The sequence below is a fragment of the Nonomuraea sp. NPDC003560 genome (genome assembly GCF_042878785.1).
Classification (GTDB): Bacteria; Actinomycetota; Actinomycetes; order Streptosporangiales; family Streptosporangiaceae; genus Nonomuraea.
The window spans coordinates 221,440-246,389 of the sequence record NZ_JBIAOF010000010.1 but is presented as its reverse complement, the minus strand read 5'-3'; the positions used below and the strand labels follow the sequence as shown (position 1 = coordinate 246,389).

Genomic DNA, 24,950 nt, shown 5'->3' with positions numbered 1-24,950 from the left:
ACGGGCGGGCAGGGTCTGGTCCCGGGCCGCCGGAGCGTCAGCGGGCCGACACCGCTCGCCAGAAGTACCCCATGACGTCGCGCATCACGTCGCTGAGGCGCAACGCCTCGTCCGGGTCGTCGCCGGCGTCGAGCCCGGCCTGGACGAAGGCGACGGCCGACGCGCTCAGCCCCTCCGGCTCGCTGCCGTAGAAGGCCACCGCCTCCTCGGGCGCGCCGATGCCGGAGCTCCGCAACCAGGCGCCCAGCTCGTCGGAGGTGGAGAAGTACGAGCGGACGTCCACCAGCGAGGCGGCGCCCAGACCGGCCCGGTTCGCGTTGAGCGCGAGCCAGCTCAGGTAGGAGCCGTAGGCGTAGGCGGTGAAGCCCTCCGCCCGGCCGTCGGCTCCGGTGCGCGGTTCGATGGGCAGGACGCGCGCGCAGTCCAGGAGCTTCGTCCGGGCACGCGACGCCATTTCCTGCAGGCGCAGGCAGTACACGTCCTCAGGCTTGCCGGTGAACCTGGACGCGGCCAGCGCGTAGGCGGCGAGTTCGGTGCGGTTCAGCCGCACCTCGAATTCCAGCAGCCGCCGCAGATCCGCCGGCGTGAACCGGTTCGCACGCAATTTCGCGACGATCGGATTGTCGATCGGGTTTTCCGCCGTCCGCCGGTCGATCTCCTGCACGAGGGAGACGGCGTCGAGCCTGCGGTCGGTCTTCATATCGGTTTCTCCTTGTCTGGTCCGGCTATTTGGTGGATCGATTGAGAATGGCCAGCATTTGCCTTTCCAGCGCGGGCGAGGGGGACAGCCCGATCTCTTTCGCGAAGGACACGCGGGCGAGCTGGTAGATCCCGAGCGCGTCGGCGGGACGGCCCGCGCGATGCAGCGCGACCATCAGCTGTGAATAGAGCCGTTCTTCGAGGGGGTTCTGCAGCACCAGCGCCTCCAGCTGGGGGATGATCTCGACGTGCCGGCCCAGGTCGAGGTTGATCTCTATGAGGCTGGCGGTGGTCAGCATCCGCCGGCTCTCCAGGAGCTGCGCGGCCTGGTCCCTGATCGGGCCGCGCGGCACGTCCTGCAGCGCCGGGCCGCGCCACAGCGCCAGCGCCTCGCGGAGGAGGGCGACGGCCTTGTCCGGCTCGGCCGACTTCAGCGTGTTCGCCGCCGCGTCGAGCTTTTCGAAGCGCACGGCGTCGATCGCGTCGGCCGGAACCTGGAGGCAATATCCGGGATAGCGCGTCTGCAGGGATATCGGCAGGCCGTGGCGTTCCCGCCAGCGCATGATGGACATCCGCAACCGGGACGCGTGCGCGTGGAGCGCGTTCGCCGCCTGCCTGGGCGGGTCGTCCCGCCACAACTCGGCGACCAGGTCCTCGACCGGGACGACGTCGCCGTGCCGGAGCAGCAACGCGGCGAACAACGAGCGTTTTTTCGGGCCGGCTATCTGAATCCGGTCTTCATCGACCCTGACTTCCAATGGGCCCAGAATGTCAAATGAGATCATCATCGCCCGCATCGATTGTGCCGCGCCCGGCCACTGTAAATATTAACTTACCCACGGAAACCACGTGGAAAATGTGTTTCCCGGGATGCTGTTGTGCTTTGATGCAGGTAGCCGGTTTCGCGCAGCCATCCGATATAGAGGTCGAGCAGTCCGGCGTCCACGGGTGGGCAGGCGGACGGCACGTCCGGGGCCGCCTCGGCCAGGTTCGTGAGATCCGGCTCGGGCAGGGCGCCGGCGAGCTGCCGGGCCGCCACTGAGCCGTCCACGGCCTGCTCGCCGGTGAGCAGAGTGAGGTACCCGGCCAGCGGCGCGGCCGGGTCGGCGGCGCAGAGACGTTCCATCTCCCGCACCCAGTCGTCCCTGGAAGTGACCCGGACGGGGTAGCCCTGCCGGCGCAGCCGCTCGACCAGCAGGGGCAGTGCGGCGGGGCGCGGGTTCGCCAGATGGTAGACGCGGCCGCGCGCGGGCGCCCCGGCCAGCAGCGCCACGACGGCCTCGGCCACGTAGTCCACGGGGACGAAGTCCAGGCGGAGCGGCACGTCCGGCGCGAGCCCGGTCTCGGCGATCGCCTTGATCACGGCGGCCATCATGGTGCCGGTGTTCCACACGCCCCGGTCCCGGCTGCCGGTGATCTCGTACGGCCGGTAGAGGGCGACCGGCAGCCCACGCCCCGCGGCCTCGCCCAGCAGGGCCTCGGCCACCCATTTGGTCTCCGCGTACCCCTGCCGCAGCCGTTCCGGACGCGGCAGCGGATCGTCCTCGCGCACCCGCCCGCCGGCGGGCGGCCCGTCCGCGGCGGCGAGCACGTCCACCGTGGACACGTGGTGGAAGGGGCGCGCGCGCCCGCCGTGGGCGGCCAGGCGGACGAGCGAGCGCACGCCGCCGACGTTGACGTCCTGGAGCCGGGAGTAGGGATAGACGAAGTTCACCCTGGCGGCGGCGTGCAGGACGACGTCCGTGCGGCCGGCGAGCCCGTCCAGCTCCGCCGCCGTCAGCCCCAGGCCGGGCCGGGCGAGGTCGCCGGGCACCGCGGTCACCCTCGTGTCGAGGTCCGCCGTCGGCAGGCCGTACCTGCGCAGGGCTGCGCCGATCCGGCGGATCCCGTCCTCGCCGTCCGCCGCCCGCACGAGGCACGACAGGCGCAGGTCCGTGGCGTCGAGCAGCCGCCGGACCAGGAAGGCGCCCAGGAACCCGGTCGCGCCGGTGACCAGGATCTCCCGAGGGGGCGCCGGGTCCGCCGGGCCGAAGCGGAGGCCGGGGTCGAGCCGGGCCTCCCGGGCGAGGTCCACGTCCCTTTCGCCGTCCGCGCCGTCGGCTTCCGCGCCCCCGCGCAGGGCGGCGATCCGGGTGGCGAACGCCTCCAGCGACGTGGAGTCCAGCAGCGCGCGCACCAGCGCGGGGCCGGGGAGGCCGCCCATGCCGGGACGGGCGCGCAGCGCGGTGACGATCTGGACGGCCTGCAACGACGTACCGCCGAGCTCGTAGAAGTCGTCGGCGCGGGACTCCACCGGCGTCCCGAGGACGGCCGCCCACACGTCGGCCGCGCACCGCTCGACCTCGCCCCGCGGCGGGGCGGCGGGGCCGGCCGGCGGCTGGTCGCCGGCCCCGGCCAGGGCGCGCGTGTCCACCTTGCCGCTGCTGTTCAGCGGCAGCTCGTCAGCGACCGCCACCCGGCCGGGGACCATGAACGCGGGCAGCCGGTCCCGCAGGAACGCCCGCACCCGTAGCGCGAAGGACCGCCGGTCCTCCGCCCGCCGCGGCACCGCCCACGCCACCAGCGCCCGGTCGCCCCGCCCGGACTCCCGCACGGCCACGGCGGCCTCGCGCACCTCCGGATGGGCCGCCAGCTCCGACTCGACCTCGCCGATCTCCACCCGGTAGCCGCTGACCTTGACCTGCCGGTCCAGGCGGCCCAGGAACTCCAGCACGCCGTCCGGCCGCCAGGCCGCACGGTCGCCGGTCCGGTACATGCGCGCGTCCCCGCCGAGGAACGGGTCGGGCAGGAAACGTTCGGCCGTGCGTTCCTCGTCGCCCACGTAGCCGAGCGCCACGCCGTCGCCTCCGACGTACAGCTCCCCCTCCTCCTCGGGCTCGCAGGGGCTGCCATCCTCGCGCAGCACGTAGCAGGTGGAGTTGGCTATCGGCCGTCCGATGGGCACGCGTTCGGCGTCCGGCGGCAGCCCGGTCACCTCGTGGGCGGTGGAGAACGTGCCGTTCTCCGTGGGGCCGTAGCCGTTGACCAGGTGCTCGGGCGGGCCGGCGGCCAGGACGCCGCGCACGCAGTCGGGGTTCAGCACGTCCCCGCCCGCCACCAGATAGCGCAGCGAGGAGAACATGCCGGGATCGGCGAAGCCGAGCTGGTGGAACAGGCCCGCGCTGAGCCACAGCACGGTCGCGCCGCGCTCGCGCAGCTCGCGGGCCAGGTCCGGCGGCGACAACAACGCCTCGGGCTCGGGCACGACCAGGTGGGAGCCGTTCAGGTGCGCCCCGAAGATCTCGAAGCAGGACACGTCGAACGTCGGGTTCGTGGTGGCCAGGACGACGTCGTCGGGGCCGAACGCGGCGCAGTCGGTGCCCGTCGCCAGCCGGACGGGCCCGCGATGCGGTTCGGCGACCGCCTTCGGGACGCCGGTGGACCCGGACGTGAAGATGACGTAGGCCGGATCGGTCGCCGAGGCCACCTTCGCCGGCAGCGGCCCGGCCTCGGGCACCGGCCCGTCCAGCAGCAGCACGTGCCGCGCGTCCGGCAACGGACGCCGGTGGGCGCGCGTCACGACGTGCTCGACGCCCAGCCGCCGGGCCAGCTCGCGCAGCCGGGCCGCCGGGTCCTCGGGGTCGAGCGGGACGTACGCGCCGCCCGCCTTGAGCACGGCCCAGATCCCCACGACGGCCTCGGCCGACCGTTCCACGGGCAGGGCCACGGGCGTCCCCGCCCGCACGCCCTGTCGCCGCAGCACCCTGGCCAGCGCGTCCGCGCGGCCGGCCAGCTCCCGGTAGGTCAGCGTCCGGCCGCCACCGGTCAGCGCGGGCGCGTCCGGGGTCCGGGCGGCCTGGGCGTCGAACAGCTCGGGCAGCACCGCGTCGCGCGGGTAGGGCCGCGCGGTGTCGTTCCATTCCTTCAGGCTCATGTGGGGTCCTCTCCAGCTCAGCCGGTGTGCGCGGCTGCCTTCCAGAAGCTGCCGATGTGCTCCTCCAGCTGCCGGGCGCGGGTGATCGCGGTGGCCTTGTCCTCGCCGTTCCGCAGGCCGTGCTCGACGACCTCCAGCGCCCGCCGTTCCAGTTCGTCGGACTGGCCGCCCTCGTAGTAGTCGACGAACTCCTGCGGCACGTCCAGCCCCTGCTTGCGCACCGCTTCGAGCAGTGCCTGGCAGCCGGGGAAGTAGACCGTCATGTCCGTGTGGAGGGCCAGCGCGTTGTCGGCCTGGCCGCCGTGCAGCGCCAGCCACGAGACGCAGCCGTTGAACGCCTGTGCGTCGGGCCCGGACGGCCACCGCCCCGCCGCGTCCGGGTCCATGCCCAGCGGGCCGACGCAGGCCAGCAGCTTGGGGTGCGCGTCGTACACCAGGCGGGCGACGTCCAGGTAGAGGCCGACGACGGGGCTGTCGGAGAAGCGGGCGATCACGGTGCCGTACGCGGCCAGCTCGGCGGTGTGACACTGCAGCTCGATCCCGACGAGCCGGCGCAGGTGCTCCAGGGTGAGCCCGCCGACCTCGGCCAGGTCCAGCAGGCGGTTGCCGACCGGAGAGCGGTCGCGCAGCCGTTGGAGCTCGGTGACGGCGGAGGTTGCCAGGGCGAGCTCTGCGGTGGCGGTCATGGTGAAGCCTTTCTCTTGTGCGAACCTGTCTGCGTTCCCCGAGGCCGTGACAAGGGCCTGACGCGGACCTGACATCCGGCTGCCGTGCCGCGCGGCCCTAACCGAGCAGCGTGCGGACGATCAGCTCGGCGGCGAGGTCCTGCCCGCCGGCCTGGCGCAGGCGCGCCATCGTCCCCCGGAGCTGCGCGCCGTCCTCGCAGGCCACCCGCACGGTCAGGTCGAAGTCACCGACGACCACGTGCGCGCCGACCACGCCGCTGATCTCGCGCAACCTTCGCTCGTAGTCGCGTGTCGTCACCCCGGGGGCCAGGCGGACGTGCACGTCCGCCCTCATGCCGGGCTCCTGCCGTGGCGTCCGGGCCGTCCCCTCACGTGCGGGCCGCCGCCGTCCAGAGCAGGGCCATGTACCTGTCGCACAGCCGGGCCGCGCGCAGGGCCTCGCCGGGGTCGTCGCCCCGGGCCAGGCCGTCGTCCACGACCGCCGCGGCGTCCTCGGTCAGCAGGGGGTCGGGGCTGTTGCCGTAGTAGGCCGTGAACTCCCCGGGCACCGTCACGCCGTGCTCGTCCAGCAGCCGCACCAGCTCGACGGCGCCGCCGTAGTAGACGCCGTCCGGGGCCGAGTACAAAGACAGGGCCATGGCCGCCTGGCTGCCGTGCAGGGCCAGCCAGGAGACGTACCCGCAGAAGGCGTGCGCGGCCAGGTCGTCGCCGAGGTCCGGCGGCTCGCCCAGGCGCTCGGCCACGACGGCGAGCGCGGCACGCGCCTCGTCCACCAGCCCGGCCACCTTGAGCAGGAAACCGGCGGCCGGCGGGTGCGGGAACTGGGTGAGCAGCTCGCCGTAGGCCACGAGCTCGGCATGGTGGTAGGCGCGCTCGATCGCGACGAGGCGGCGCAGGTGGCCGACGGTGACCCGGCCGTCGGCCGCCAGGGCGAGCAGCGGGTTGGGCGGCGGCGACTGCGCCCGGGCCCGCGCCAGCTCCTTGATCAGCGTCTCGGCGGTCATTCCGCAGCGCCTTCCGCCGGGTTTCTGAGGCCGCCCTTGTCGAGGAACTCGTGCGCCTGGGTCATCGTGGCCTGGCCGCTGTGGAAGAGGTTGTTGACCAGGGCGTGCCGGGCGCCGCCCGTCGTGAGCCCCTCGTACAGGTGCTCGACGGCGCCGGCGCCGCCGGAGGCGATGACCGGGACGCCCACCGCCGAGGCGATGGCCGGGGTCATCTCCAGGTCGTAGCCGTTGCCGGTGCCCTCCTGGTCGAGGCTGTTGGCCAGCAGGCGGCCGGCGCCCAGGTCGGCCAGCATCTTCGCCCAGACGACGGCGTCCAGGTCGGTCTCCTGCTCGCCGCCGCGGATGGCGACGTTCCAGCGGCCGTCGCCGGCGCGGGCGACGTTCATCACGCCCACCACGCGGCCGGATCCGTGCCGCTGCACGAGCGTGTGCAGGACCGACGGGTGCTCCACCGAGGTGGTGCTCAGGCCGACCGCCGCCGCGCCCGCCGCCAGCAGGGCCTCGGCCGCCTCGATCGAGGGCATGTAGCCGTTGTCCACGGTGACCCAGAACGTGCCGCCCGTCCCGCTCAGCGCCTGGATCAGGGGCAGGAACGTCTCGTGCTCCGTCCATGGCTCCTGCACGTCCACGAAGATCGGCCCGGCGCCGTCGCGCAGGTAGACCGAGGCGATCTCGACGGCGTCACCGGGGTCGGCCAGGCCGGGGATGCCCGAGGGGGGCGTCGCCCTGCCGCCGGCCACGTCGATGCACGGGATGATGAGGTCGTTCATGATGTCCTTTCTCATTCGGATCGGGGGTCGCCGACCGGCCCCGGGGCGGGGACGTCCGGTCGTCGTTCGGTGAGCAGCACCTTTCCCGCGCCGCCGGTCCGGGCGCTGTGCCGCACCGCCGCGCTGACCTCGGGCAGCGCGTACCGGCCGGCCACGTCCACGCCGGGCCAGCCGTCGGCGACGTCCGCGACCACCTCCTCGGTGAGGCGGGCGCGGTCGTGCGGCTCCAGCGCGGCGAGCCGTTCGGGCAGCCAGAACCCGCGCACGGTGAGGGAGGAGAAGATGACCTGGCGGGACGGCAGCGGGATCGGCTCGCCGGACAGCGCCCCGAACACGACCAGCCGGCCACCGGGACGCAGGCAGTCCAGCAGGCCCCGGCCCACCTGGCCGCCGACCGAGTCGATCGCGGCGGCCGCCCCGCCCGACGTGACGGCCAGCACCCGGTCCACCCACGGGCCGGCGGAGACGTCGATCACCTCGTCGGCCCCCAGCAGGCGCAGCGGCGTCACCTGTTCCGGCCGCCTGACCAGGTGCAGGCACCGGATCCGGCGTCTGGCCGCGTAGGCCAGGACCATCCGGCAGACGGCCGACGCGCCCGCCGACAGCAGCAGCCACCCCCCGGGCGGCACGTCGAGCTGGTCCACCAGCAGGCGCGCCGCGAACGGGTTCACCGTGAGCTGGCAGGCGACCTCGTCGGGCATGGCGTCCGGGACCGGGATCAGTTCGGCGGGCGCGGCGCTGACGTAGTCCTGCCAGGTGCCGGTGGCGGCCACGGCGACCCGCGCGCCCTCGCGGTACGTGCCCGCCCGGTCGGCCCGCTCCACCACGCCCACGCCCTCGAAGCCCGCCGGCGAGGGGAACGTCGCCTCTCGTCCGTACTCTCCTCGCACGTACATGAGGTCGGAGGGGTTGATCGGCCGGGTGGTCATCCGTATGAGCAGGTCGTCCGGCCCTTTGACGGGGACGGGCACGTCGTCCACGGACAGGACGGCGGCGGGGTCACCGTGATGACGGAACCGCACGGCGCGCATGACATACCTCCTTGCCTCGGTCGGATTCGTCTCGGTCGGACTTGTCTCGGTGGGACTCGCCTCGCTCAGACGGACAGGAGCTGCGCCAGGCGCGGCGAGCGCGGCGCGAGCCTGCGGGCGACGGCGACCGCCGACCGCACGGCCGACTCCTGGCTGGAGACCCACGTGGTGTACTGGCCGGCGAGGTGCAGCCCACCCCGTCCCTGCAGCGCGTCGAGGCGGCGCTGCGCCCGGACGGCCGCGGGCGTGATGAGCAGATGCCGGTAGTCCTCCCGCAGGATCACCTGCCTCGGCAGGCGGTCGCGGTGGGTGAGCTGGCTCTTGAAGACCTCGACGCCCCTGGACGGGCCGAACCAGTCGGTGCTCTCGCTCCAGCCGTCGTGCACCTCGAACGCGCTGGTCGACCAGTGGGCGCGGCTCTCCGGCAGGTACGCGGGATCCAGGTGCAGCGCGTACGTCGTGTCCACCGGCTCGAAGCCGGCCAGGACGTCACGGACCTCCTGGGTGCCCGCCAGCGGCCCGAGCAGCCGCACCGCCTCCCACGGCGGCACCGCGAGGACCAGCTCGTCCACGACGTGCCGCTCGCCGGCGGCGTCGAGGAGCTCGTAGCGCCCGTCCGCGCGGCGGACCTGCCGCACCCCGGCCGCGGTCCTGATCCTGGCGGCGGGGGCCCGCGCGGCCAGGGCCCAGGCCGTGCTCTCCAGCCCCGGGAGGAGCTGCTGCCATCTCGGCTCGCCCGCGGTGTTGACGTAGAAGGCGACGGCGGCGCGGGCCGAGAGGGTCTTGGCCTGTTCGAGGCTGCAGCAGAACAGGAAGGCCGGGCGGGCGTACAGCACGTCCCGTTTGATCTCCTGGCTCACCGGCAGGGGCTCGACCAGGTCGGCCAGCGGTCGTTCCCAGCTGACGTCCTCCTTGTCCCATTCGGTGGCCCGCTGGAGGAAGGCCCCGACCGCCTGCCAGGCCGCCCCGAGCCGCTCGTCCCGGGGCCAGGACGGCTCCGGGGTGTGCGGGCTGACCAGCAGCGGCTCCCGGCGTCCCGCCTTCAGGACGGTGAGCGAGGCCGGCAGGTCCACGAACTGCTCGTCGCCGTACCCCAGCAGCTCCAGCAGCCTGCGATGCGTGGGGAACAGGTCCGGCGAGATGTCCTGGGCGCCGAGGTCGAGTGTCGCCTCGCCGCCGTCGGCGCGGACGCGGACCGACCGCATCGTGCCGCCGACGCGGTCGCGGGATTCGAGCACCACGGTCTCGCAACTGTCGGCCAGGAGCCAGGCCAGGGTGAGCCCCGACAGACCGGCTCCGACGATTCCGACACGCATGTCATTTCACCTTGAGAAAGCTAGAGGGGACGTGCTCCGGTAGCGCGCCATTACCCGTCGCCCTGGTGATCGCACGGCAACTTCCGGGGAAATCGCGAGGCGTACGGCTGATGTCAGCGCGAATTCAGGGCCATGTCAGGAATGCGTGGCAGCGAATTGTCCGGCAATGCCTGCGCGATGAAGGAGGAATTCGTATGAACGGGCCGTCGAACAGGGCTCCTGTGGTGGTCGGCGCCGACGTGTCCGCGCCTTCGTCCGTCGCCCTGGAATGGGCGGCGGAGGACTCGATCCGCCGGAAAAGGCCGTTGCGGATCGTGCATGCCATGGATTTGGCCGGATATTTCGCGGGGCCTCCGGCGGCCAAGGCGTTCGCCGCTCCGATGATCGTCGAGTCGGCGTACGAGATCGCCGTGGGGGTCGCCGCCGACGCGCTGGCCCGGGTCCGCGGCGGGCGGCGGCCCCCGGCGGTGACGGCGCACGTCGCGCCCGGTGCGCCGGCGGCCGTCCTGCGCGACGCGGGGCGGGACGCCGTCGAGATCGTGATCGGCCACCGTCCCCGCAACGAGGTGATCGACCTGCTGTTCGGCTCGGTCGCCCTCGCGCTGACCGCCAGGGCCGACGCGCCGGTGGTCGTGGCCAAGCGCGCGATGGCACGTCCGTACGACGACGTCGTCGTGTTCCTGGAGCCCGGGCCCGCGCCGGACGCCCTCCTCGGCTACGCCTTCCGGACCGCGTCCGCGCACGGCGTCCGGCTGCGCGTCCTGCGCGCCGACTCGGCCGACGGGCCTTCGCTCGGCAGGTGGCGGCGGCTGCATCCGGAGGTCCGGGTGCACGAGCAGCGCTGCGAGGGGGACGCCCGCTCCGCCCTCCTGGCTGCCTCGGTCGCGGCCCGCCTGCTCGTGGTGGAGTCCCGGCGTACGGCGGGGGTTCTGGCGTGGCGGCGGCCGTGGGGGCTGGCCCGGCTGATCCGGCGCTCGGCGTGTCCGGTGGCGATCGTCCCCGCCCCAGCGAACTCCGGGCGGCTCGGGCCCTGAACGGCCGTTCGAACCGCGTCGGCCGGCGTCATGCCCAGCCGAGTCCGTGGCGGGCCAGGCGGTCGAGCGCCTCGTCGAGGATCGGGCGGGGATGGCCCAGGAACAGCCGCACATGGGCGTGGTGGTCGCCGGGAGGGCCGGCGGTGACCATGCTGCCGGTACCCGGCAGCACGCCCGCCCGGTTCAGACAGAGACGGCGATAGCCCTCTTCGCCGCCGGTCTCGTCCACGTACCGGGGCGGGACGCGCAGGCGCAGATAGGACGTGCATTCGCCCGCGTGGCAGGCGTGCCGGGGGAAACCGAGATCGGCGGTCAGACGTGCGGCGGCGTGCCGGCGGGCGTCGGCGTAGTGGGCTCGCATGGCCCGCAGGTAGATCTCGCAGGCGGGGTCGCGCAGCCAGCGGGCCATGGCGGCCTGGAGGGGCAGGCCGCTGCCGTAGGAGTGATGGTGCTGCAGCGCCGCCAGGGCCGCCAGCGTTCCCGGATGAGCGGTGAGAGCGCCGACGCCCCAGCCGTTGCAGTGGAACTGCTTGCCGAGCGTGCGGACGGCGAGCCAGGGCGGCGCGTCCCGCGAATGCCGCCCGATCTCCGCCAGCAGGATCTTCAGCGTGTTGGTGGGCCGGACGCCCGGGTCGTGAACGGCGTAGTAGGCGTCGTCCACGAGGACGGCGGCACGGTGGTCCAGGGCCGTGGCGATCATGGCCCGGACGGTTCGCGCGTCCCAGTTCGCGGCGGTGGGGTTGTGCTGGGCGTTGAGCACCAGCAGCGGGCGGCCGGTCGCCGCCGCTCGTTCCAGCTCCGCCGCCACCTGGTCAGGGACGGGCTGGTAGCCTTGCTCGGCATCGACCGCGTAGTACCGGACACGGCACCCGAGAGGCGCGAAGACCCCGGGGTAGTCCCATCCGGGCGCCGGGACGAGCACGGTGGGCGGCGCCGCGCCGTCGCGTACGAGCAGCCGGCCGAAGTCGAACATGGCCGCCCGGGTGCCGTCCTGGCTCACCGCCACCTCGTAGTCGGCCGGGCCTGACGGGCGCGGCAACCGGTGCGTGGTGGCGATGTGCTCGGTCAGCGCGCGTCGCAGGTCGGGCAGCCCGTACGGCGAGAGCGTGTAACCGTGGCTCAGATCGGGCAACCCGCGGGACAGGGCGGCCACGAGGCCGGGAGCCGCCTGTGTCCAGGTCTCCCCCAGGCTGAGATAGATGAGGCCGGCCGGATCGCCGCCCGAGTCCCGGTAATGCTCGATGAGGCGGGCATCGCCCAGCGGGTTGGCCAGCCGGCCGCTGTCGAGGACGTCATGTAACGCGTGCATCGTGTCTCCTGCCGTGCGCCTCGGATGTCGCCGCGACCCGTCGCCGCAGCGCCGCCAGTTCCTCTTCGCGCAGGACGATGCCGAAGGCGTTCAGCACGTCGGGCAGGCCGTCGGAATCCACCGAGCTCTCCTCGGCGTGCTCCGCGGTGACTCGCGTCAGCGTGTGACCGCGGAGCTTCAGCCGGGTGGCGCCGGACAGCCGCTGGAGGTACAGCTCCCGCTTGAGCATCGAGCGGGGATGCGTGCTGAGGTAGTGGTGCGCGACGGCGAAGTCGACGGGCGGGCGTGCTTCCAGGCTCAGCAGGTACAGGCATTCCCACTCCCCGTTCCGGTTCACCTCCACACGACACTGGTGGTCCCGGTGGGTCCGGACGCGGAACCCGCGCGAGCCCTGTGCGGTCACCTCGCCCGGCCGCAGCGACAGCGGGTCGAGGAAGCCCTCCTCGCCGAAGCCCACATCGCACAGCCAGGCGTCGCCGTCGGCCAGGACCCGCAGGGCCATGTGCGTGCGGGGACGCGGGCCCCGGCCGCCGAGGATGACCCGGGCCGCCAGGCGGTCCACGCGGAAGCCGAGGCGTTCCAGGACGCAGCCGAAGAGCAGGTTGTGCTCGTGGCAGCAGCCGCCGCGCGGCCGTCGGCACATCTTGTCCACGATGTCAGGGACGTACAGGCTCGGCGTGCGGTCGAGGAGCAGGTCGATGTTGTCGAACGGCAGCGTGGTGGCATGGGCGCGGTGCAGCAGGGTCAGCAGGGACGGTCCGGCGGTGCCGGGCAGCGTGCCGGGAGTCACGCGGGCCAGATAGGCGGGCAGGTCGAGCGCGTCGGTGTCCCACAAGTCGGACACGGCTCCTCCTCAAGGGTCGTGGTGGGCGGGGCCGCCGGCCGGTTCGGCGGAGGAACGCCAGGTCCGGGCGCATCGCGCGGCCAGTGCGAGCAGAAATCTGTCGGTATGGGGCGGGGTGTCGAGGAGCAGCCCGACGGGCAGCCCTTCGGGGGTCGTACCGGCGGGCAGGCTGATCGACGGCCAGCCCATGACCGCGGCGAAGGCGGTGTTGCGGATGTAGGAGAGGAAGACCGGCTCGGGCCGGTCGAGGACGCTGACCTCGGCACCGACGTCCGCGGGCGCGGCGGGCAGGATGGTCGTGGGCGACAGGAAGGCGTCGGCCCGGTGCTCGCGCAGCAGGCCGGCGGCTGCGCCGGCGAGGTCGTCCTGAACGCGCAGGGCGTGCCGGTAGCGCTCGGCGGGGACCACTGGGCCGTGCAGCAGGGGAGCGAGCACGTCGGCCACGTCCGGGCTGGCGATCCGGCGGATCAGTTCGCCGGGGTCGCGGCAGGTCTCGCAGCGGGCCAGGTAGAAGGCCAGCTCGTGCCAGGTCTCGTGCAGCGGCACCGGCAGCGCGGCCTCGCCCAGCAGGTCGGCCGAATCGGGCAGGTCGACCTGCACGAGGTCGGCTCCGGCGGACCGCAGCTCCCGCAGGCAGCCGGCGGCCACGGCGGCTACCCGGGGGTCCAGCCCCGTCCAGGCCGGCCGTGGCAGCAGGAGCCGGATCCGCCCGTCAGGGGGCAGCGGCGCCCGCGGGTACGCGTACCGCTCCGCCGGGTCCGCGGCCAGGAGGCCGTCGAGGAAGGCGACGTCCGCCAGGTCCGTGGCGACGACGCCGACGGTGTCCCGGGTCCGGGAGATGCGCAGCACTCCGGCGGCCGGATAGCGACCGGTGGTCGGACGCATGCCGACCAGGCCGCAGAGCGCCGCCGGGATGCGGACCGAGCCGCCGGTGTCCGTGCCGAGTCCCGCCGGGGCGAGCCCGGCGGCGACGGCCGCGGCCGTTCCCGAGCTGCTGCCGCCGCAGATGTGGCCGGGGACGACCGGGTTGCCCACGGTGCCGAAGGCGGCGTTCTGGCCGGTGACGCCGTAGGCGAGCTCGTGCATGCCGGTCTTGCCCAGGGCCAGAGCGCCGGCGCCGGCCAGACGCCGCCACACCTCCGCCGAACGGCCGGGCCGATGGCGGCTCAGGGCCGGAGTTCCGGCGGTGGTGGGCAGGAGGGCGACGTCGATGTTGTCCTTGACGGCGAGCGGGATGCCGTGCAGGGGGCGGCGGGCGGCGGGGTCCGCGCGATCGGCGGCCCGCGCCGCTGTCAGCAGGCGGTCGGCGTCCAGGGTGACGAAGGCGTTGCACGAGGCGTGCTCGGCACACCGATCCAGGATCTCGCGTGCGTGTTCCGCACAGCTCAGACGGCCCTCGCGCAGCAGTCGCGCGGTCAGCGCGAGCGAGCGGGCAGGACGACTCATGGCATCGCCGGAGCAGGCGCCAGGAGATCCGGATGGCGCTCGGCCAGGTAGGGGCGCAACGTGTCGAGGGCGTGGGCGAAGGCGGCGGCGAAGGCGGTCACGTCCGCGTCGTCCATCGGCAGGCCCAGGCACAACAGGCCGTGCCGGGCGGTGAGGAATCCCTGGTTGAGCAGGTGCAGGTGGAGCAGGGCACGCAGGTCCTCCCGTCCGTGCCGCAGGGCGGCCGTCGCGGCGGCATCACGGGGCCGGTCGGCGCCGAAGTGGAAGTAGCCGAGCGAGCCCGCTCCCACGGCGTGGCCCGCGATGCCGCGCTCACGGGCGGCATCGTCCAGCAGGGCACGCAGCCGTTCGCCCATGGCGTTGAGCCGGTCGACGTCGTCGGGGCCGAAATGGTCGAGCGCGGCGATGCCGGCGGCCAGCGAGAGATTGTTGGCCCCGAACGCGCTCGCATGGTAGACGGGGTCCCGCCCGGACGGGTCGAAGATCGCCATGACGTCGGCCCGGCCGCCGAACACGCCGATGGGCAGCCCGCCGCCGATGATCTTGCTGAAGGTGGTGAGGTCGGGCCGCAGGTCGTGGCGGACCTGCCAGGGGCCGATGCGGAAGGTGGCGCACTCGTCCAGGATGAGCAGCACGCCCTCCTGTTCGGTGGCCGTCCGCAGGCCCTCCAGGTATCCGGGCTCGGCGGGCACTCCGCCGCCCACGCCGAGCATCGGCTCGACCAGCACGCCCGCCACCTCGCCGCGGCAGGTGCGCAGCACCCTGCGGACGGCGTCGAGGTCGTTGAACGGCACGGTCACCACGCACTCCAGCACCGCGCGCGGCACGCCTTGGGCCAGGCGGGCGTCGGGCAGGCCGGGAAGCCGCTGCGGGAAGCGCGGACCGGAGGTGATGAAGGCGCTGACATGGCCCCAGTCGTGGGTGCCGTGGTAGCCGCCGTCGATCTTGACGATGAGGTCGCGGCCGGTGAAGGCGCGTGCCGTGCGGATGGCCCACATCGTCGCCTCCGTGCCGGAGTTGCAGTAACGCAGGCGTTCCAGCGCGGGGACCCGGGCGCACAGCCGCTCGGCGTGCTGAATCTGCAGCAGACTGGGGCCGCCGGGCGCGGTGCCCCGGCCGACCTGCTCGCGCACGGCGGCCACCAGGGCGGGATGGTTGTGCCCGTGGACCAGCGCGCCGTAGTTGGACAGCACGTCGAGATACCGGTTGCCGTCCACGTCCTTGACGTGGGCGCCTTCGCCCCCGTCGAAGTACAGCGGGTACGGCGTGTAGGTGATCATCGAACGTGTGTCGCCGCCGGGCAGCACCTCCGCCGCAGCTTGGAAGGCGGCCCGTGAGGAGGGGCTGCGGGCGGCGTAGTCGTCGAGGATGGCCTGGGCCACATGGTCGGCGTCGGACATGGTCTTTTCTCCGTTCGATGGCGGCTCGGCAGGGCGGGATGCGATGCGCGAGGGCGCGGGTCAGCCCTTGTGGCGGGCGGCGGGGCAGTGCTCGGGGTTCAGTGCCGGCCGGGCGTGGTCCGGCCCGAGGTCGGACCTGGCCTGCCACAGCTCGGGGAAGAAACGGTGCTCGACGCTGCGGCGCAGCCAGCCCACACCTGCCGTGCCGCCGGTGCCGGGCACGCCGCCGATGGTGCGCTCGACGGTCAGCAGGTGCCACGAGCGCCATCTGCCGAAGGCGGCGGCCACGTCCGTCAGCGCCTCGGCCAGCCGGAACAGGTCGTCGTCCGGCCCGCGGTCGCGGTAGAGGGCGGCCCATGCCGCGCGCAACGCCTCGCCGCCGGGCTCGCCGGGACGGCCGGGCACACCGGTCTCCGTCCCGCGCCTGGCCAGCAGGGCGGTCGCCTCGTCGTAGAGGCTGGTCTGGCGAAGAGCTCGGTAGACCTGCTCCGCCACGCCCGGCACCCCGGCGTGCCGGCGCGCCATCTGCTCGGACTTGTGGCCGAGCACGAACTCCACCATGCGGTACATGTAGGAGTCGATCCCGGAGGCGCCGTCCAGTTCGCCGCGGAAGGCGCCGAACTCCGGCGGTGAGATCGTCTCCAGCACCGACCAGGCGTCGGCCAGCAGGTCGATGGTCCGGCCCACGCGCCGCAGGGCCCAGGTCGCGTCGTCCACTCGGTCCTCGACCAAGGCCAGCCGGGCGGCGCAGGCCTCCTCGTACACCAGCTTGAACAGCAGTTCCTTGACCTGGCCCACCAGATAGAACGACATCTCGGCCGGTTGGCGGGTGTGCGGGTGCTGCAACGACAGCAGCACGTCGATGCTCTGGTAATCGATGTACGGCGTCCTGGTCACTGTCGTCCCAGGCCCTTGGGCCGCGGCCCGGTAGAGCTCGGCGAAACGTGGGTCGACGTGCGCGGCGTCGCCGCTGTATCGGTCGGCGAAACGCTCCTGGTACGCGGCGAAGGTCGCCGGATCGGCGTGCAGGAACAGGATGTCGTGCAGGGCCATGTGGCGGATCGCGAACAGCGGGCGCGGCGCGCGCGACACCGCGAACCCGGGGTTGCGGGCGGCCGGTTCCGGGCAGCCCGGATGGAACTGGCCGATCATGAGCCCGTCCGCCACCACGTCCCCTTTGACCCGCCGATGCGCTTCGTCCAGCAGCGGCGTGCGGTGCTCGGGCAGGCCCCGCACCAAGGTGACCAGCGTGGCCAGGCCCTCCTTACCGTCGGGCGGCCGCCGCCGGGCGAACCGTCCGGCCTGGGCGCGCATCGCGGCGCACAGCTCGTCCAGGCCCTCCTCCTCTTCCAGCGCGGCCACCTCGATCGTGACGGTCCCCGCGTCCAGGGCCGAGCGCACGAAGGGACACACCGCGTTGTCCCGGCCCAGTTCCGGATGCGGACGGGTGAGATAGTCCTCGAACCACGGCAGGATCGCGGCGGCCTCCGCCGCGGAGGCTCGCTCCAGCTTCATGGGAACTCCTTGGTCATGGAGTCGACGTACGGGACGCCGCGCCGGAAGGTTCCTCCCGGCAGGCGCCGCCTCCTACCCGTCGCCCCATGCCGCGAACGCCGGTCTGACTCGACGTAGGCCGGACGTCAGGACCGGGTAAGGCGCAGGTCAGGATGGCGGAACGGGGACCCGCGTCGTCGCGCCGGCACATGGAGCGGCAAGGCGCAGGTCGCTGCGCCCGCGGCGGCCGTCCTGGTGTGGTGCCGTTCCGTGCGCCGGTGTGCCGGTCGGGTCAGTCCTGGTCCGGGCGCTCCTCCACGATGGCCTTGAGCTGTTCCATCGCGGTGATGACCCGGGGGAAGCCCGCGTAGGGCAGGCACTGGATGAACGTCTCGGCGATGTCGGAGACCGGGACGCCGACGTTCAGCGCGGAGTTGATGTTCGCCCGCATCGGCGCGTCGCCGATGCCCATCGCGGCCAGGGCGGCGAGCCGGACGAACTGCCGTTCGCGCAGCGACAGCACGGATCTGCTGTAGATGTCGGCGAAGGCGAACTCGACCAGGAACCGTCCGAGATCGGGCGCGATGGCGGCGAACTCGTCGAGCATGCGTCCGCCGTCTGCGGGGTCGATCTCGTTCATCAGCTCCAGGCCGCGCTGGTGGCGCGGGTCCTGAGGTCGGTCGCTCATGGCGGGGCTCCTGGGCGCGTGAGTGTGGTGCCGGTCAGGGGTCGAGAACGGTGCGGGCGGCGTAGATCTCGGGGAAGAGCGGCCGGTCGACCAGGGAGGCCAGGTACGGCACGCCGCGGGAGCCGCCGGTCCCCCGCTTGTCCCCGATGACGCGCCGCACGGTGCGCATGTGGCGGAACCGCCACATCTGATGCCGCTCCTCCAGCTCCACCAGGCGTTCGGCCATCTCGTACTCGGCGGCGTGGGCCCGCTGGTCCTCGTAGACGCGGCGGAGCACGGCGACGATCACCTGGTCGGGCTCCTCGTGACAGCTGTGGGTGCGGTCGAGGTAGCGGGCGGGGACCGGATGCCCTGCCCGGTGCAGGAACCGGATGAACTCGTCGTACACCGTCGGCTGCGCGATCGCCGCGCGCAGGGCGTCCTGCCGGACGGACCCGTCGTACTCCTCGACCAGTTCGGGGCGCTTGTCGCCGAGCCGGTACTCCAGCATCCGGAGCTGGACGGACTGGAAGCCGGTGGCGCCCCCGAGCACCGGGCGGAACTCGGCGAAACGGTCGGGTTTGAGAGTGGCGATGACCGACCATTGCTCGATGAGCTGCCGCTGGATCACGAAGATCCGGTCGAGGGAGCAGAACGCCGATCGGAGCCGGTCGTGCCGGAGTTCGCGGATCGCGTCGTCGAGCTCGTGCAGGATCAGCTTCACCCACAGCTCGGTCGTCTGGTGCTGCACGATGAACAGCAGCTCGTCGTGGTGCGGCGGCTCCGAGACCGGGCGCTGGGCGCCGAGCAGCCGGTCCAGGCAGAGGTAGTTCTCGTAGGTCAGGCCGGCGGGGGCGGTCGCGCGCCGACGACGTCTCAGCATGACCGCTCCCAGTTCATCCCGGCCTCCGCCAGCCGGTGCAGCGCCGTCTCGACGCTGCTCAGCGGCGGGCCGAGGAACATCCGCACGTAGGGGACGGCCATGGCCTGTCCCTCCTCGGGCGCCGCCTGCGGGGTCATGGTGCCGGCGCCCAGCAGCACCCCGGCACGGCGCAGGCAGTCGCGGCGGAACCGGGTGACGCCGTCGCACGCGTCCGCCGCGTACGGCGGCGGCACCCGGAACAGGAAGTAGCTGGTGCAGTTTCCCGGGCAGAGCGCCTCGGCGGGACAGCCGAGCTCCTGCCGGAGGAAGCGGGCCGCCCATGCCCGTTTGTCGGCGCATCCTTGCCGGAACGCCCGCAGGTACGGCTCGGACTCGCCGCCGTCCAGCCACCTCGCCATGGCGTTCTGCAACGGCACCGCGGCGGTGAAGGAGCGCTGGAGCTGGAAGTCGTTGACGAGCCTGTCCAGGATCGGCGGCGGCGCGATGCTGACCCCGATGCCCCACCCGTTGCAGTTGAACTGTTTGCCCAGGGAGCGCACGGCCAGCCAGCGGACGGGCCGGTCCCCGGCGCCTGGGCGGGCGAGCCGTTCGGCGAGCAGCCGCAGGGCGCTGGTGGGCGCGGTGCCCGGATCGGTGACCCCGTAGTAGGCGTCGTCGATGAGCAGGTTCGCCCGCGCCTCGACGGTCAGGCGCACCATGTCGGCGACGAGGTCTTCGTCCCAGTTGACGCCGGTGGGATTGTGCTGGGCGTTGATGACGACGATGACCCCGCGCGGATCGCCCGCCCGTGCCAGCGCCTCGCGCAGCGCCTCCGGCACGGGCTGGAAGCCCTGCGAGGCCGCCAGCGGCAGGTAGTTCATCCGGAAACCCAGCCCGGCGAACACCCCCGGTAGTCCCAGCCGGGCGCGGGGGCGATGACGGTGGGGGACGCGGTGCGCGGCGCGTCGGCCAGGATCAGCCGTCCGTAGTCGAACATGGCGTTCCTGGTCCCCGAGCACGTGACGGCGACCTCGAAGCCGGTGCCCGCGGTGAAGCCGGCGGGCAGGGCGTGGGTGCGGGCGACGGCGTCCAGGTATTCCGCCACCCATTCGGCGTCCTTGAAATGGCCGCGCAGCCAGGAATCCTCGGTCACCTCGTCGAGAACGGTTCCCATGTCTACTCCGCCGTCCGATGATTCCGGTGGTCGGCACGATTACCCGGCATATTCGCGTTTTAACAACAGACTTTTCGCGGCTTTCATCACACCGGCCGCAAAAGTCTCCTGAGTGTCCGGTGAACTCTCGTTCCAGCCCTATGACGGGCCCATTCCGTCCCGCCGGTAGGTGTTACGTTGGATTGTGGCCGGCTCGTGCGGCGCCCCTGAAAGGTGAACGCTCATGTGTGACGACGTGGCCGCCTGGAGTTCAAGTGCGGCCGTCAACGCAATTCGGGACAGGCGCATATCCGTTTCCGAATACGCGCAATGTCTGCTCCGGCGATGCGCGGAGGAGTCGCTCGGCGCGTTCGTCTCGTGCGACGAGCGCGTCGTCCTCGACGCCGCCGCGCAGGCCGACACGGCGGACCGGCGCGGCCCCCTGCACGGCGTCCTCATCGCGGTCAAGGACAACGTCGACGTCGCCGGTCATCCCACCACCGCCGGCACGCCGGCGCTGCGCGCCCATAATCCCGGGCGGGACGCCGAGATCTGGCGGCGGCTGCGCGCCGCCGGCGCACTGGCGCTCGGCAAGACCAACATGCACGAGCTGGCCGTCGGCATCACCGGCAACAATCCCGGTTTCGGCCCCGTCCGCAACCCGTGGGCCGCCGATCGGTTCGCCGGAGGCAGCAGCAGCGGCAGCGCCACCGCCGTGGCCGCCTTCCTGGCTCCGGCCGGTCTCGGCACCGACACCGGAGGTTCCGTGCGGATCCCGGCGGCCCTGTGCGCCGTGTTCGGCTACCGCCCGTCCGCGGGCCGGTATCCGCAGCGCGGCCTGCTTCTGCTCTCCCGCACCAGGGACACCGCCGGCTTCCTGACCCGCACCATGCGCGACATCGTGCTGCTCGACTCCGTCGTGGCCGCGCCCGGCCCCGCCCCCGAACCGGTGCGCTGGGCGGGGCTGCGGCTGGGCGTGCCCCGCCGGCCGTTCTGGGAGGGGCTGGACCCGTCGCTGGCCGCGGTGGCCGAACGCCGCCTGGAGGAGCTGAGCTCGGCCGGCGCCGTGCTGGTCGAGGCCGGCCTTCCGGCGGGCGCCGGCGCGTCGCTCGCCCGCGACGCCATGACGGTGGCCCTGTACGAGGCGGCCTGGGAGATCCCCTACTACCTGGCCCAGACGTCGCCCGCGCCCACCCTCGACGAGGTGCTCGCCCAGGTCGCCTCGCCCGGCGTGCGGGCGGCGCTGAACGACGCCCTCGGCCCGGCGCGCGCGTCGGCCGCCGACTACCGGGCGGCGTGCGAGAACCTCTCCCGTCTGGCCGGCGCGCTGTCGGACCATCAGCGGGCCCAACGGCTGGCCGCCCTCGTCTATCCCACCACTCCACTGCCTGCCCAGCCGTTCGCCTGCGAGGAGTCCGTGGTGATCGACGGCCGGGAACATCCCACCTTCCCCACCTTCATCCGGAACACCGACTGGGCCGGCGTCCTCGGCCTGCCCGCGCTGAGCCTGCCCGCCGGCCTGACCGCGGACGGGCTTCCCGTCGGGCTCGAACTGTGCGCGCCTGCCGGCGCCGACGCCCATCTGCTCCAGATGGGCTGCGCCTACGAGGAGATCTGGCCGCCGCCCGCCCTGGAGCCGGCCACCGCCCACCGTCCCGGCCTCCTGCCGAAGGTCCTGGGCCGATGACCAGCCCGGGCGAGCCGCACCTCCTCGTCACCGCCGCGCAGGGCTGGGACGGCCTGCGCGACGACTGTCTGCGCCCCTTCGAGGTGCTCATGCGCGGCGACCGGATCGTCGAGACCGGCACGCGCGTGGAGCGTCCGCGCGGGACCCGCGTCCTGGAAGCCTCCGGGACGGCGCTGCCCGGCCTCATCGACTGTCATGTGCACGTGGCCTCCGGTGACGGCACGGGCGGCAGACCCGCCTCCCGTCAGGCCCTCGACGCGCTGCCCGCGTTACGGACCCTGTTGACGCACGGCTTCACCACCGTCCGTGACCTGGGCTGCCCCGCCGCGGACCCGGTGACGGTGGAGCTGGCCCGCGCCGTGGAGGCCGGGCTGATCGAGGGGCCGCGCATGCTCGTGGCCCCCCACATCATCTCCGCCCGCGGCGGCCACGGCGATCCCCGTTCCACCCTGCAGCCGCCCTACGGAGGCGGCGCGGCGGCGGTCGCGGACGGGGTGGACGAGGTCGTCCGCCAGGTCAGGATCGAGCGCCAGCTGGGCGCCCACTGGATCAAGTTCGCCGCGACCGGCGGCTTCGTCAGCCCCGCGGACGCGGCGGACACCGTCGCCTACACCCAGGAGGAGATGACCGCCCTGGTGGCGGCGGCTCGTGACCTGAACCTGCCCAGCGCCGCGCACGCGCACTTCGACGAGGGCGTCCGCCGGGCCGTGCGCGCGGGCGTCCGCAGCGTGGAACACGGCACCTTCGCCACCGACGAGACCCTGCGCATCATGGCGGAACACCGGACGACTCTGGTGCCCACTCGATGGGCCTGCCACGTCTACATCGACCATCTCGACGACCCGCGGTTCTGGGTGGGCCAGCCGGCGGGCGCGCGGGACAAGGTGGCGCCGGTGGCCGACGACATCCTGCGCAACGCACGCCGCCTGCTGTCGGGTCAGGTCCCCGTCGCCTTCGGCACGGACGCGGGGACCGTTCCGTTCGAGGACAGCTGGCGAGAGTTCGTGGTGCTGGTGTCGGAGGGGATGACGCCCCTGGCCGCGCTCCGGGCCGCCACCTCGCAGGCCGCGCGGCTGCTCGGCCGGCCCGATCTGGGTGTCCTGCGGCCCGGCGCGCGCGGGGATCTCGTCGTCGTCGCGGGAGATCCGTTCGCCGACATCGAGACGATCGGTGAGGTCGCCCACGTCGTCCAGGGAGGGCGGGTGCGCAGCTGAAGATCCCGCCGGCCGGCAGGCGGAAGGGCGGCCTGCTGTTGCCGCCCGGCGGCCCGGCGCGAACGGTGGTGTCGGGCTGCTCGCCGTGCTCGGTCCCGTGCGCGGCGGGTCCGGTCAGGTGAGGAGTTCGGCCAGGCGGGCCATCTCGGCGGGTGGGTCGATCACCGGCTGGATGAGCAGTTCGTCGACGCCGGCCCGTTCGAGGGTGGCGATGCGGGCGCGGAGGTCGTCGCGGGTGCCGACCAGGGCCAGGGTGTTCATCAGCGAGGGCAGGATCAGGTCGCGATCCTCCGGCGCGATGCGTCCGAGGTAGCCGGGGTAGAGCTTGGTGTGCCGGTCGGGCGCGGTGGCGGTGGTGCCGCGCCGCTCGAGAAGTCGCCGCACGGCCTCGCGTTCCCCGGGGTCCAGACGCCCGGCGAAGGCGTCCGTGTCGGCGGCCGTGTCGGCGGCGAAGGTCAGCAGTGACAGGACGAGGTGGCCGGTCGCGTCCCTGGCCGCGTCGCCGCGGGGATCCTCGTCCTCGTCCAGTACGTGCAGTGCGGTGACCACGTAGGAGGCGGGGTCGCGGGGTGCGCCGTGGGCGGCGTGGCGGCGGGCGTCGTGCAGGGCGCGCCAGGCGGTGGGGTCGAGCAGGCCGAAGGAGATCAGGCCGGTGCCGCGGCGGCCGGCGACGGCGGCGGCCTTCGGCCCGGTGAGCGCGGCCACGACGAACTCGATCGGGTCGTCCGTGTCCACGTGCGCCCCGGCGTGCAGGAACCGGACGTCGCGGGCCCGGTCGCCCTCGCGGTACTCGACGCTCCGCCCGGCACACAGGTCCTGCAGCGCGGCGGTGAAGTCCTCCATCGCCGCCACCGACGCCGGCCGCATGCCCAGCGTGCGCCGGGCGGTGTTCCCGGTGCCGACCCCGCAGATGATCCGGCCCGGCGCCAGGGCGTTGAGGCTGGCCAGCCCGCTCGCGGCGGCCGGGGCCGAGCGCAGCGCCGGTGAGGTCACGCCGACGCCCAGCCTGATGCGGCTGGTGGCCTTCGCGCACAGCCCCAGGGCGACGAAGGGGTCCCCGTGGAGCATCGGGCTGTCGTTCACCCAGAAACTGTGCAGGCCCAGCTCCTCGGCCCGCACGGCGAGATCCTCCACACCGGGCTGGGCGGCGACCACGACGCCTGCGCGCATCTGACCTCCACGAGAGAGTCTCCGAGAAAGGATCGGCTCGAACGTCCTCAGCCTGACAGCCGAAGCCGCTCAGCGCAGTACGGCCGCCAGCAGATCCGCGCCCAGCGCCGTCAGGTCGGGGACGTTGACGGTGTATCGGACGTAACGGCCGTGCCGCCGGGCTGTGAGCAGGCCCGCGCGGCGCAGGACGGCGAGATGGCGGGAGACCTCCGGAGGTGAGAGTTCCCAGGCGTCGGCCAGCTCGCCGGTGGTGTGCGGACCGCGGGCCAGGGTGCGCAGCAGCCGCAGCCGCACCGGATGCGCCAGCGCCTCCAGCCGCAGCGTGACCGTCTCCAGCGACACCGGCTCCGACGGGCCCGCCTCGGCCACGGGGTACTGCACCACCGGCTGCCATCCGGGCGCGTGCACCACCACCAGGTGCGGGCGGCCGAAGACGCTGGGGAGGAAGGTGACCCCCGTGCCGTGGGCGGTGGTGGCGTTGTCCTGCAGCTTGTCCACGACGATGCGGGTGCCGTCCGGCGCCAGGGTGACGGCGCCGGAGACGGACGCGAGCGCCGCCCCCAGGCCCTGGCGCTTCAGCAGGTCGTTCTTCAGGCGCAGGTCGGTGGCCAGTTGTGCGGCGACGCCCGTCCAGGCGGCGTCGAAGAACGCCTCGGCGCACTGTTCGAGGGTGTCGCGCACCCGCTCCCGCACGGCGGCCGGGTCCGCGAGCAGCCGTTCCGCGAACGCCTCCTGGAGCGCGCCGCGGGCCTGGGCCAGGTCCAGCGCCCGCTCGCGCGCCGTCACGTCGGTGAGCGGCGACGGCGCGGCGAAATGCACCCGGTTGCTGCCGCACGTGGTGATGAGCGCGGCGGTCACGTAGGTCTCGTCGTCGATCCGGTCGACATCGTCCAGCTCCTCGGCGAGGGTCGGCCGGGGACGCGCGGGGACCAGGAAGTCGGCCCGCGAGGAACGCCAGAGGAACTCCGCCTCCCTGAGCCGCTCGGCCAGCTCCGGCCGCAGCCCGGCCCAGACGTCCCCGGCCCAGCCGGCGAGCTGCGGGTGGTGCCCGGGTTCGGCCAGCACGTGCAGCATCGCGGTCAGCTCGGCCAGCGGGGAGGCGGCGAACCGCAGCCGCCCGGACGGCAGGCCGCCGATGTCGATCCTCAGCGTCATCCCCCCATCATCCCTGGTCGGACGGCCGACGACCGCGTCGGTTGACGGTGTCCGTCAACTGGCGGAGCCGTCCCCCGCGGCCGGACGCATGGTTGA

The 24,950-nt window shown here is 73.4% G+C and carries 23 protein-coding genes; 3 read left to right on the top strand and 20 right to left on the bottom strand.

Annotated elements, in window-relative coordinates; translation table 11 throughout:
• Positions 1-37 precede the first annotated feature (37 nt).
• From ACFYUV_RS34705 to ACFYUV_RS34665, 9 genes are all read right to left on the bottom strand, one after another.
• Positions 38-700 carry a hypothetical protein gene (locus tag ACFYUV_RS34705; protein WP_387676180.1) on the bottom strand — a complete coding sequence of 221 codons (663 nt, stop codon included), beginning with the start codon at positions 698-700 and terminating at the stop codon, positions 38-40.
• Between the two features lie 25 nt (positions 701-725).
• Positions 726-1,457 (bottom strand): BTAD domain-containing putative transcriptional regulator, encoded by a 732-nt coding sequence (locus tag ACFYUV_RS34700; RefSeq protein WP_387676177.1) that lies wholly within the window; start codon positions 1,455-1,457, stop codon positions 726-728.
• A gap of 74 nt (positions 1,458-1,531) precedes the next feature.
• On the bottom strand, positions 1,532-4,612 hold the full coding sequence (locus ACFYUV_RS34695) for an amino acid adenylation domain-containing protein (protein WP_387676174.1): 3,081 nt from the start codon (positions 4,610-4,612) through the stop codon (positions 1,532-1,534).
• Positions 4,613-4,629: 17 nt separating this feature from the next.
• Positions 4,630-5,298, bottom strand: coding sequence for a hypothetical protein (locus tag ACFYUV_RS34690; protein WP_387676171.1), 669 nt, complete (start codon positions 5,296-5,298; stop codon positions 4,630-4,632).
• Between the two features lie 97 nt (positions 5,299-5,395).
• The gene (locus ACFYUV_RS34685; RefSeq protein WP_387676168.1) at positions 5,396-5,632 is read right to left on the bottom strand and encodes an Lrp/AsnC ligand binding domain-containing protein; all 237 of its coding nucleotides are present in this window, start codon (positions 5,630-5,632) and stop codon (positions 5,396-5,398) included.
• Positions 5,633-5,666: 34 nt separating this feature from the next.
• Positions 5,667-6,302 carry a hypothetical protein gene (locus ACFYUV_RS34680; RefSeq protein WP_352324698.1) on the bottom strand — a complete coding sequence of 212 codons (636 nt, stop codon included), beginning with the start codon at positions 6,300-6,302 and terminating at the stop codon, positions 5,667-5,669.
• Positions 6,299-7,072 (bottom strand): HisA/HisF-related TIM barrel protein, encoded by a 774-nt coding sequence (locus ACFYUV_RS34675; protein WP_387676165.1) that lies wholly within the window; start codon positions 7,070-7,072, stop codon positions 6,299-6,301. The genes ACFYUV_RS34680 and ACFYUV_RS34675 overlap by 4 nt, the downstream gene beginning before the upstream one ends.
• Positions 7,073-7,083: 11 nt before the next feature.
• Positions 7,084-8,103 carry a zinc-dependent alcohol dehydrogenase family protein gene (locus ACFYUV_RS34670; RefSeq protein WP_387676162.1) on the bottom strand — a complete coding sequence of 340 codons (1,020 nt, stop codon included), beginning with the start codon at positions 8,101-8,103 and terminating at the stop codon, positions 7,084-7,086.
• Positions 8,104-8,168: 65 nt separating this feature from the next.
• The gene (locus ACFYUV_RS34665; protein ID WP_387676159.1) at positions 8,169-9,419 is read right to left on the bottom strand and encodes an FAD-dependent oxidoreductase; all 1,251 of its coding nucleotides are present in this window, start codon (positions 9,417-9,419) and stop codon (positions 8,169-8,171) included.
• 194 nt (positions 9,420-9,613) lie between these two features.
• On the opposite strand from ACFYUV_RS34665, the gene ACFYUV_RS34660 reads away from it, so the two are divergent.
• The gene (locus ACFYUV_RS34660; RefSeq protein ID WP_387676157.1) at positions 9,614-10,453 is read left to right on the top strand and encodes a universal stress protein; all 840 of its coding nucleotides are present in this window, start codon (positions 9,614-9,616) and stop codon (positions 10,451-10,453) included.
• 28 nt (positions 10,454-10,481) lie between these two features.
• Here the strand turns inward: ACFYUV_RS34660 and ACFYUV_RS34655 are convergent, their stop codons facing one another.
• From ACFYUV_RS34655 to ACFYUV_RS34615, 9 genes are all read right to left on the bottom strand, one after another.
• On the bottom strand, positions 10,482-11,762 hold the full coding sequence (locus ACFYUV_RS34655) for an aminotransferase class I/II-fold pyridoxal phosphate-dependent enzyme (protein WP_387676154.1): 1,281 nt from the start codon (positions 11,760-11,762) through the stop codon (positions 10,482-10,484).
• Positions 11,746-12,606 carry an arylamine N-acetyltransferase gene (locus tag ACFYUV_RS34650; RefSeq protein ID WP_387676151.1) on the bottom strand — a complete coding sequence of 287 codons (861 nt, stop codon included), beginning with the start codon at positions 12,604-12,606 and terminating at the stop codon, positions 11,746-11,748. Before ACFYUV_RS34650 ends, ACFYUV_RS34655 begins: the two co-directional genes overlap by 17 nt.
• Before the next feature lie 9 nt (positions 12,607-12,615).
• Entirely contained in the window at positions 12,616-14,052 is a 1,437-nt protein-coding gene (locus tag ACFYUV_RS34645) for an amidase family protein (RefSeq protein WP_387676148.1), read from the bottom strand.
• Positions 14,049-15,452: an aspartate aminotransferase family protein gene (locus ACFYUV_RS34640; protein WP_387676145.1), complete on the bottom strand. Its 1,404-nt coding sequence runs from the start codon at positions 15,450-15,452 to the stop codon at positions 14,049-14,051. Before ACFYUV_RS34640 ends, ACFYUV_RS34645 begins: the two co-directional genes overlap by 4 nt.
• Before the next feature lie 60 nt (positions 15,453-15,512).
• Positions 15,513-16,967 carry a tryptophan 2,3-dioxygenase gene (locus tag ACFYUV_RS34635; protein ID WP_387676142.1) on the bottom strand — a complete coding sequence of 485 codons (1,455 nt, stop codon included), beginning with the start codon at positions 16,965-16,967 and terminating at the stop codon, positions 15,513-15,515.
• A gap of 271 nt (positions 16,968-17,238) precedes the next feature.
• Positions 17,239-17,634, bottom strand: a complete 396-nt coding sequence (locus ACFYUV_RS34630; protein WP_387676139.1) for a carboxymuconolactone decarboxylase family protein — start codon at positions 17,632-17,634, stop codon at positions 17,239-17,241.
• A 34-nt stretch (positions 17,635-17,668) separates the two neighbouring features.
• Positions 17,669-18,496: a tryptophan 2,3-dioxygenase gene (locus ACFYUV_RS34625; protein ID WP_387676136.1), complete on the bottom strand. Its 828-nt coding sequence runs from the start codon at positions 18,494-18,496 to the stop codon at positions 17,669-17,671.
• On the bottom strand, positions 18,490-19,356 hold the full coding sequence (locus tag ACFYUV_RS34620) for a pyridoxal phosphate-dependent aminotransferase (RefSeq protein WP_387676133.1): 867 nt from the start codon (positions 19,354-19,356) through the stop codon (positions 18,490-18,492). The genes ACFYUV_RS34625 and ACFYUV_RS34620 overlap by 7 nt, the downstream gene beginning before the upstream one ends.
• On the bottom strand, positions 19,353-19,649 hold the full coding sequence (locus ACFYUV_RS34615; protein WP_387676132.1) for a hypothetical protein: 297 nt from the start codon (positions 19,647-19,649) through the stop codon (positions 19,353-19,355). The genes ACFYUV_RS34620 and ACFYUV_RS34615 overlap by 4 nt, the downstream gene beginning before the upstream one ends.
• Positions 19,650-19,872: 223 nt before the next feature.
• Here ACFYUV_RS34615 and ACFYUV_RS34610 point away from each other — a divergent pair, with 223 nt between their 5' ends.
• Entirely contained in the window at positions 19,873-21,315 is a 1,443-nt protein-coding gene (locus tag ACFYUV_RS34610; RefSeq protein ID WP_387676129.1) for an amidase family protein, read from the top strand.
• Entirely contained in the window at positions 21,312-22,529 is a 1,218-nt protein-coding gene (locus ACFYUV_RS34605; RefSeq protein ID WP_387676126.1) for an amidohydrolase family protein, read from the top strand. The genes ACFYUV_RS34610 and ACFYUV_RS34605 overlap by 4 nt, the downstream gene beginning before the upstream one ends.
• A gap of 114 nt (positions 22,530-22,643) precedes the next feature.
• On the opposite strand, the gene ACFYUV_RS34600 is transcribed toward ACFYUV_RS34605, so the two are convergent.
• Positions 22,644-23,699 (bottom strand): LLM class flavin-dependent oxidoreductase, encoded by a 1,056-nt coding sequence (locus ACFYUV_RS34600; RefSeq protein WP_387676123.1) that lies wholly within the window; start codon positions 23,697-23,699, stop codon positions 22,644-22,646.
• A gap of 69 nt (positions 23,700-23,768) precedes the next feature.
• On the bottom strand, positions 23,769-24,854 hold the full coding sequence (locus tag ACFYUV_RS34595; RefSeq protein WP_387676120.1) for a DUF5937 family protein: 1,086 nt from the start codon (positions 24,852-24,854) through the stop codon (positions 23,769-23,771).
• Between the last annotated feature and the right edge of the window lie 96 nt (positions 24,855-24,950).

What these genes read in the sequence shown, in the direction of transcription:
- ACFYUV_RS34635 (WP_387676142.1), bottom strand. Translation starts at nt 16,967, where the DNA reads ATGAAGCTGGAGCGAGCCTCCGCGGCGGAGGCCGCCGCGATCCTGCCG.
- ACFYUV_RS34675 (WP_387676165.1), bottom strand. Translation starts at nt 7,072, where the DNA reads ATGAACGACCTCATCATCCCGTGCATCGACGTGGCCGGCGGCAGGGCG.
- ACFYUV_RS34660 (WP_387676157.1), top strand. Translation starts at nt 9,614, where the DNA reads ATGAACGGGCCGTCGAACAGGGCTCCTGTGGTGGTCGGCGCCGACGTG.
- ACFYUV_RS34610 (WP_387676129.1), top strand. Translation starts at nt 19,873, where the DNA reads ATGTGTGACGACGTGGCCGCCTGGAGTTCAAGTGCGGCCGTCAACGCA.
- ACFYUV_RS34685 (WP_387676168.1), bottom strand. Translation starts at nt 5,632, where the DNA reads ATGAGGGCGGACGTGCACGTCCGCCTGGCCCCCGGGGTGACGACACGC.
- ACFYUV_RS34670 (WP_387676162.1), bottom strand. Translation starts at nt 8,103, where the DNA reads ATGCGCGCCGTGCGGTTCCGTCATCACGGTGACCCCGCCGCCGTCCTG.
- ACFYUV_RS34645 (WP_387676148.1), bottom strand. Translation starts at nt 14,052, where the DNA reads ATGAGTCGTCCTGCCCGCTCGCTCGCGCTGACCGCGCGACTGCTGCGC.
- ACFYUV_RS34680 (WP_352324698.1), bottom strand. Translation starts at nt 6,302, where the DNA reads ATGACCGCCGAGACGCTGATCAAGGAGCTGGCGCGGGCCCGGGCGCAG.
- ACFYUV_RS34625 (WP_387676136.1), bottom strand. Translation starts at nt 18,496, where the DNA reads ATGCTGAGACGTCGTCGGCGCGCGACCGCCCCCGCCGGCCTGACCTAC.
- ACFYUV_RS34620 (WP_387676133.1), bottom strand. Translation starts at nt 19,356, where the DNA reads ATGAACTACCTGCCGCTGGCGGCCTCGCAGGGCTTCCAGCCCGTGCCG.
- ACFYUV_RS34690 (WP_387676171.1), bottom strand. Translation starts at nt 5,298, where the DNA reads ATGACCGCCACCGCAGAGCTCGCCCTGGCAACCTCCGCCGTCACCGAG.
- ACFYUV_RS34630 (WP_387676139.1), bottom strand. Translation starts at nt 17,634, where the DNA reads ATGAGCGACCGACCTCAGGACCCGCGCCACCAGCGCGGCCTGGAGCTG.
- ACFYUV_RS34600 (WP_387676123.1), bottom strand. Translation starts at nt 23,699, where the DNA reads ATGCGCGCAGGCGTCGTGGTCGCCGCCCAGCCCGGTGTGGAGGATCTC.
- ACFYUV_RS34595 (WP_387676120.1), bottom strand. Translation starts at nt 24,854, where the DNA reads ATGACGCTGAGGATCGACATCGGCGGCCTGCCGTCCGGGCGGCTGCGG.
- ACFYUV_RS34665 (WP_387676159.1), bottom strand. Translation starts at nt 9,419, where the DNA reads ATGCGTGTCGGAATCGTCGGAGCCGGTCTGTCGGGGCTCACCCTGGCC.
- ACFYUV_RS34695 (WP_387676174.1), bottom strand. Translation starts at nt 4,612, where the DNA reads ATGAGCCTGAAGGAATGGAACGACACCGCGCGGCCCTACCCGCGCGAC.
- ACFYUV_RS34705 (WP_387676180.1), bottom strand. Translation starts at nt 700, where the DNA reads ATGAAGACCGACCGCAGGCTCGACGCCGTCTCCCTCGTGCAGGAGATC.
- ACFYUV_RS34615 (WP_387676132.1), bottom strand. Translation starts at nt 19,649, where the DNA reads ATGGGAACCGTTCTCGACGAGGTGACCGAGGATTCCTGGCTGCGCGGC.
- ACFYUV_RS34640 (WP_387676145.1), bottom strand. Translation starts at nt 15,452, where the DNA reads ATGTCCGACGCCGACCATGTGGCCCAGGCCATCCTCGACGACTACGCC.
- ACFYUV_RS34605 (WP_387676126.1), top strand. Translation starts at nt 21,312, where the DNA reads ATGACCAGCCCGGGCGAGCCGCACCTCCTCGTCACCGCCGCGCAGGGC.
- ACFYUV_RS34655 (WP_387676154.1), bottom strand. Translation starts at nt 11,762, where the DNA reads ATGCACGCGTTACATGACGTCCTCGACAGCGGCCGGCTGGCCAACCCG.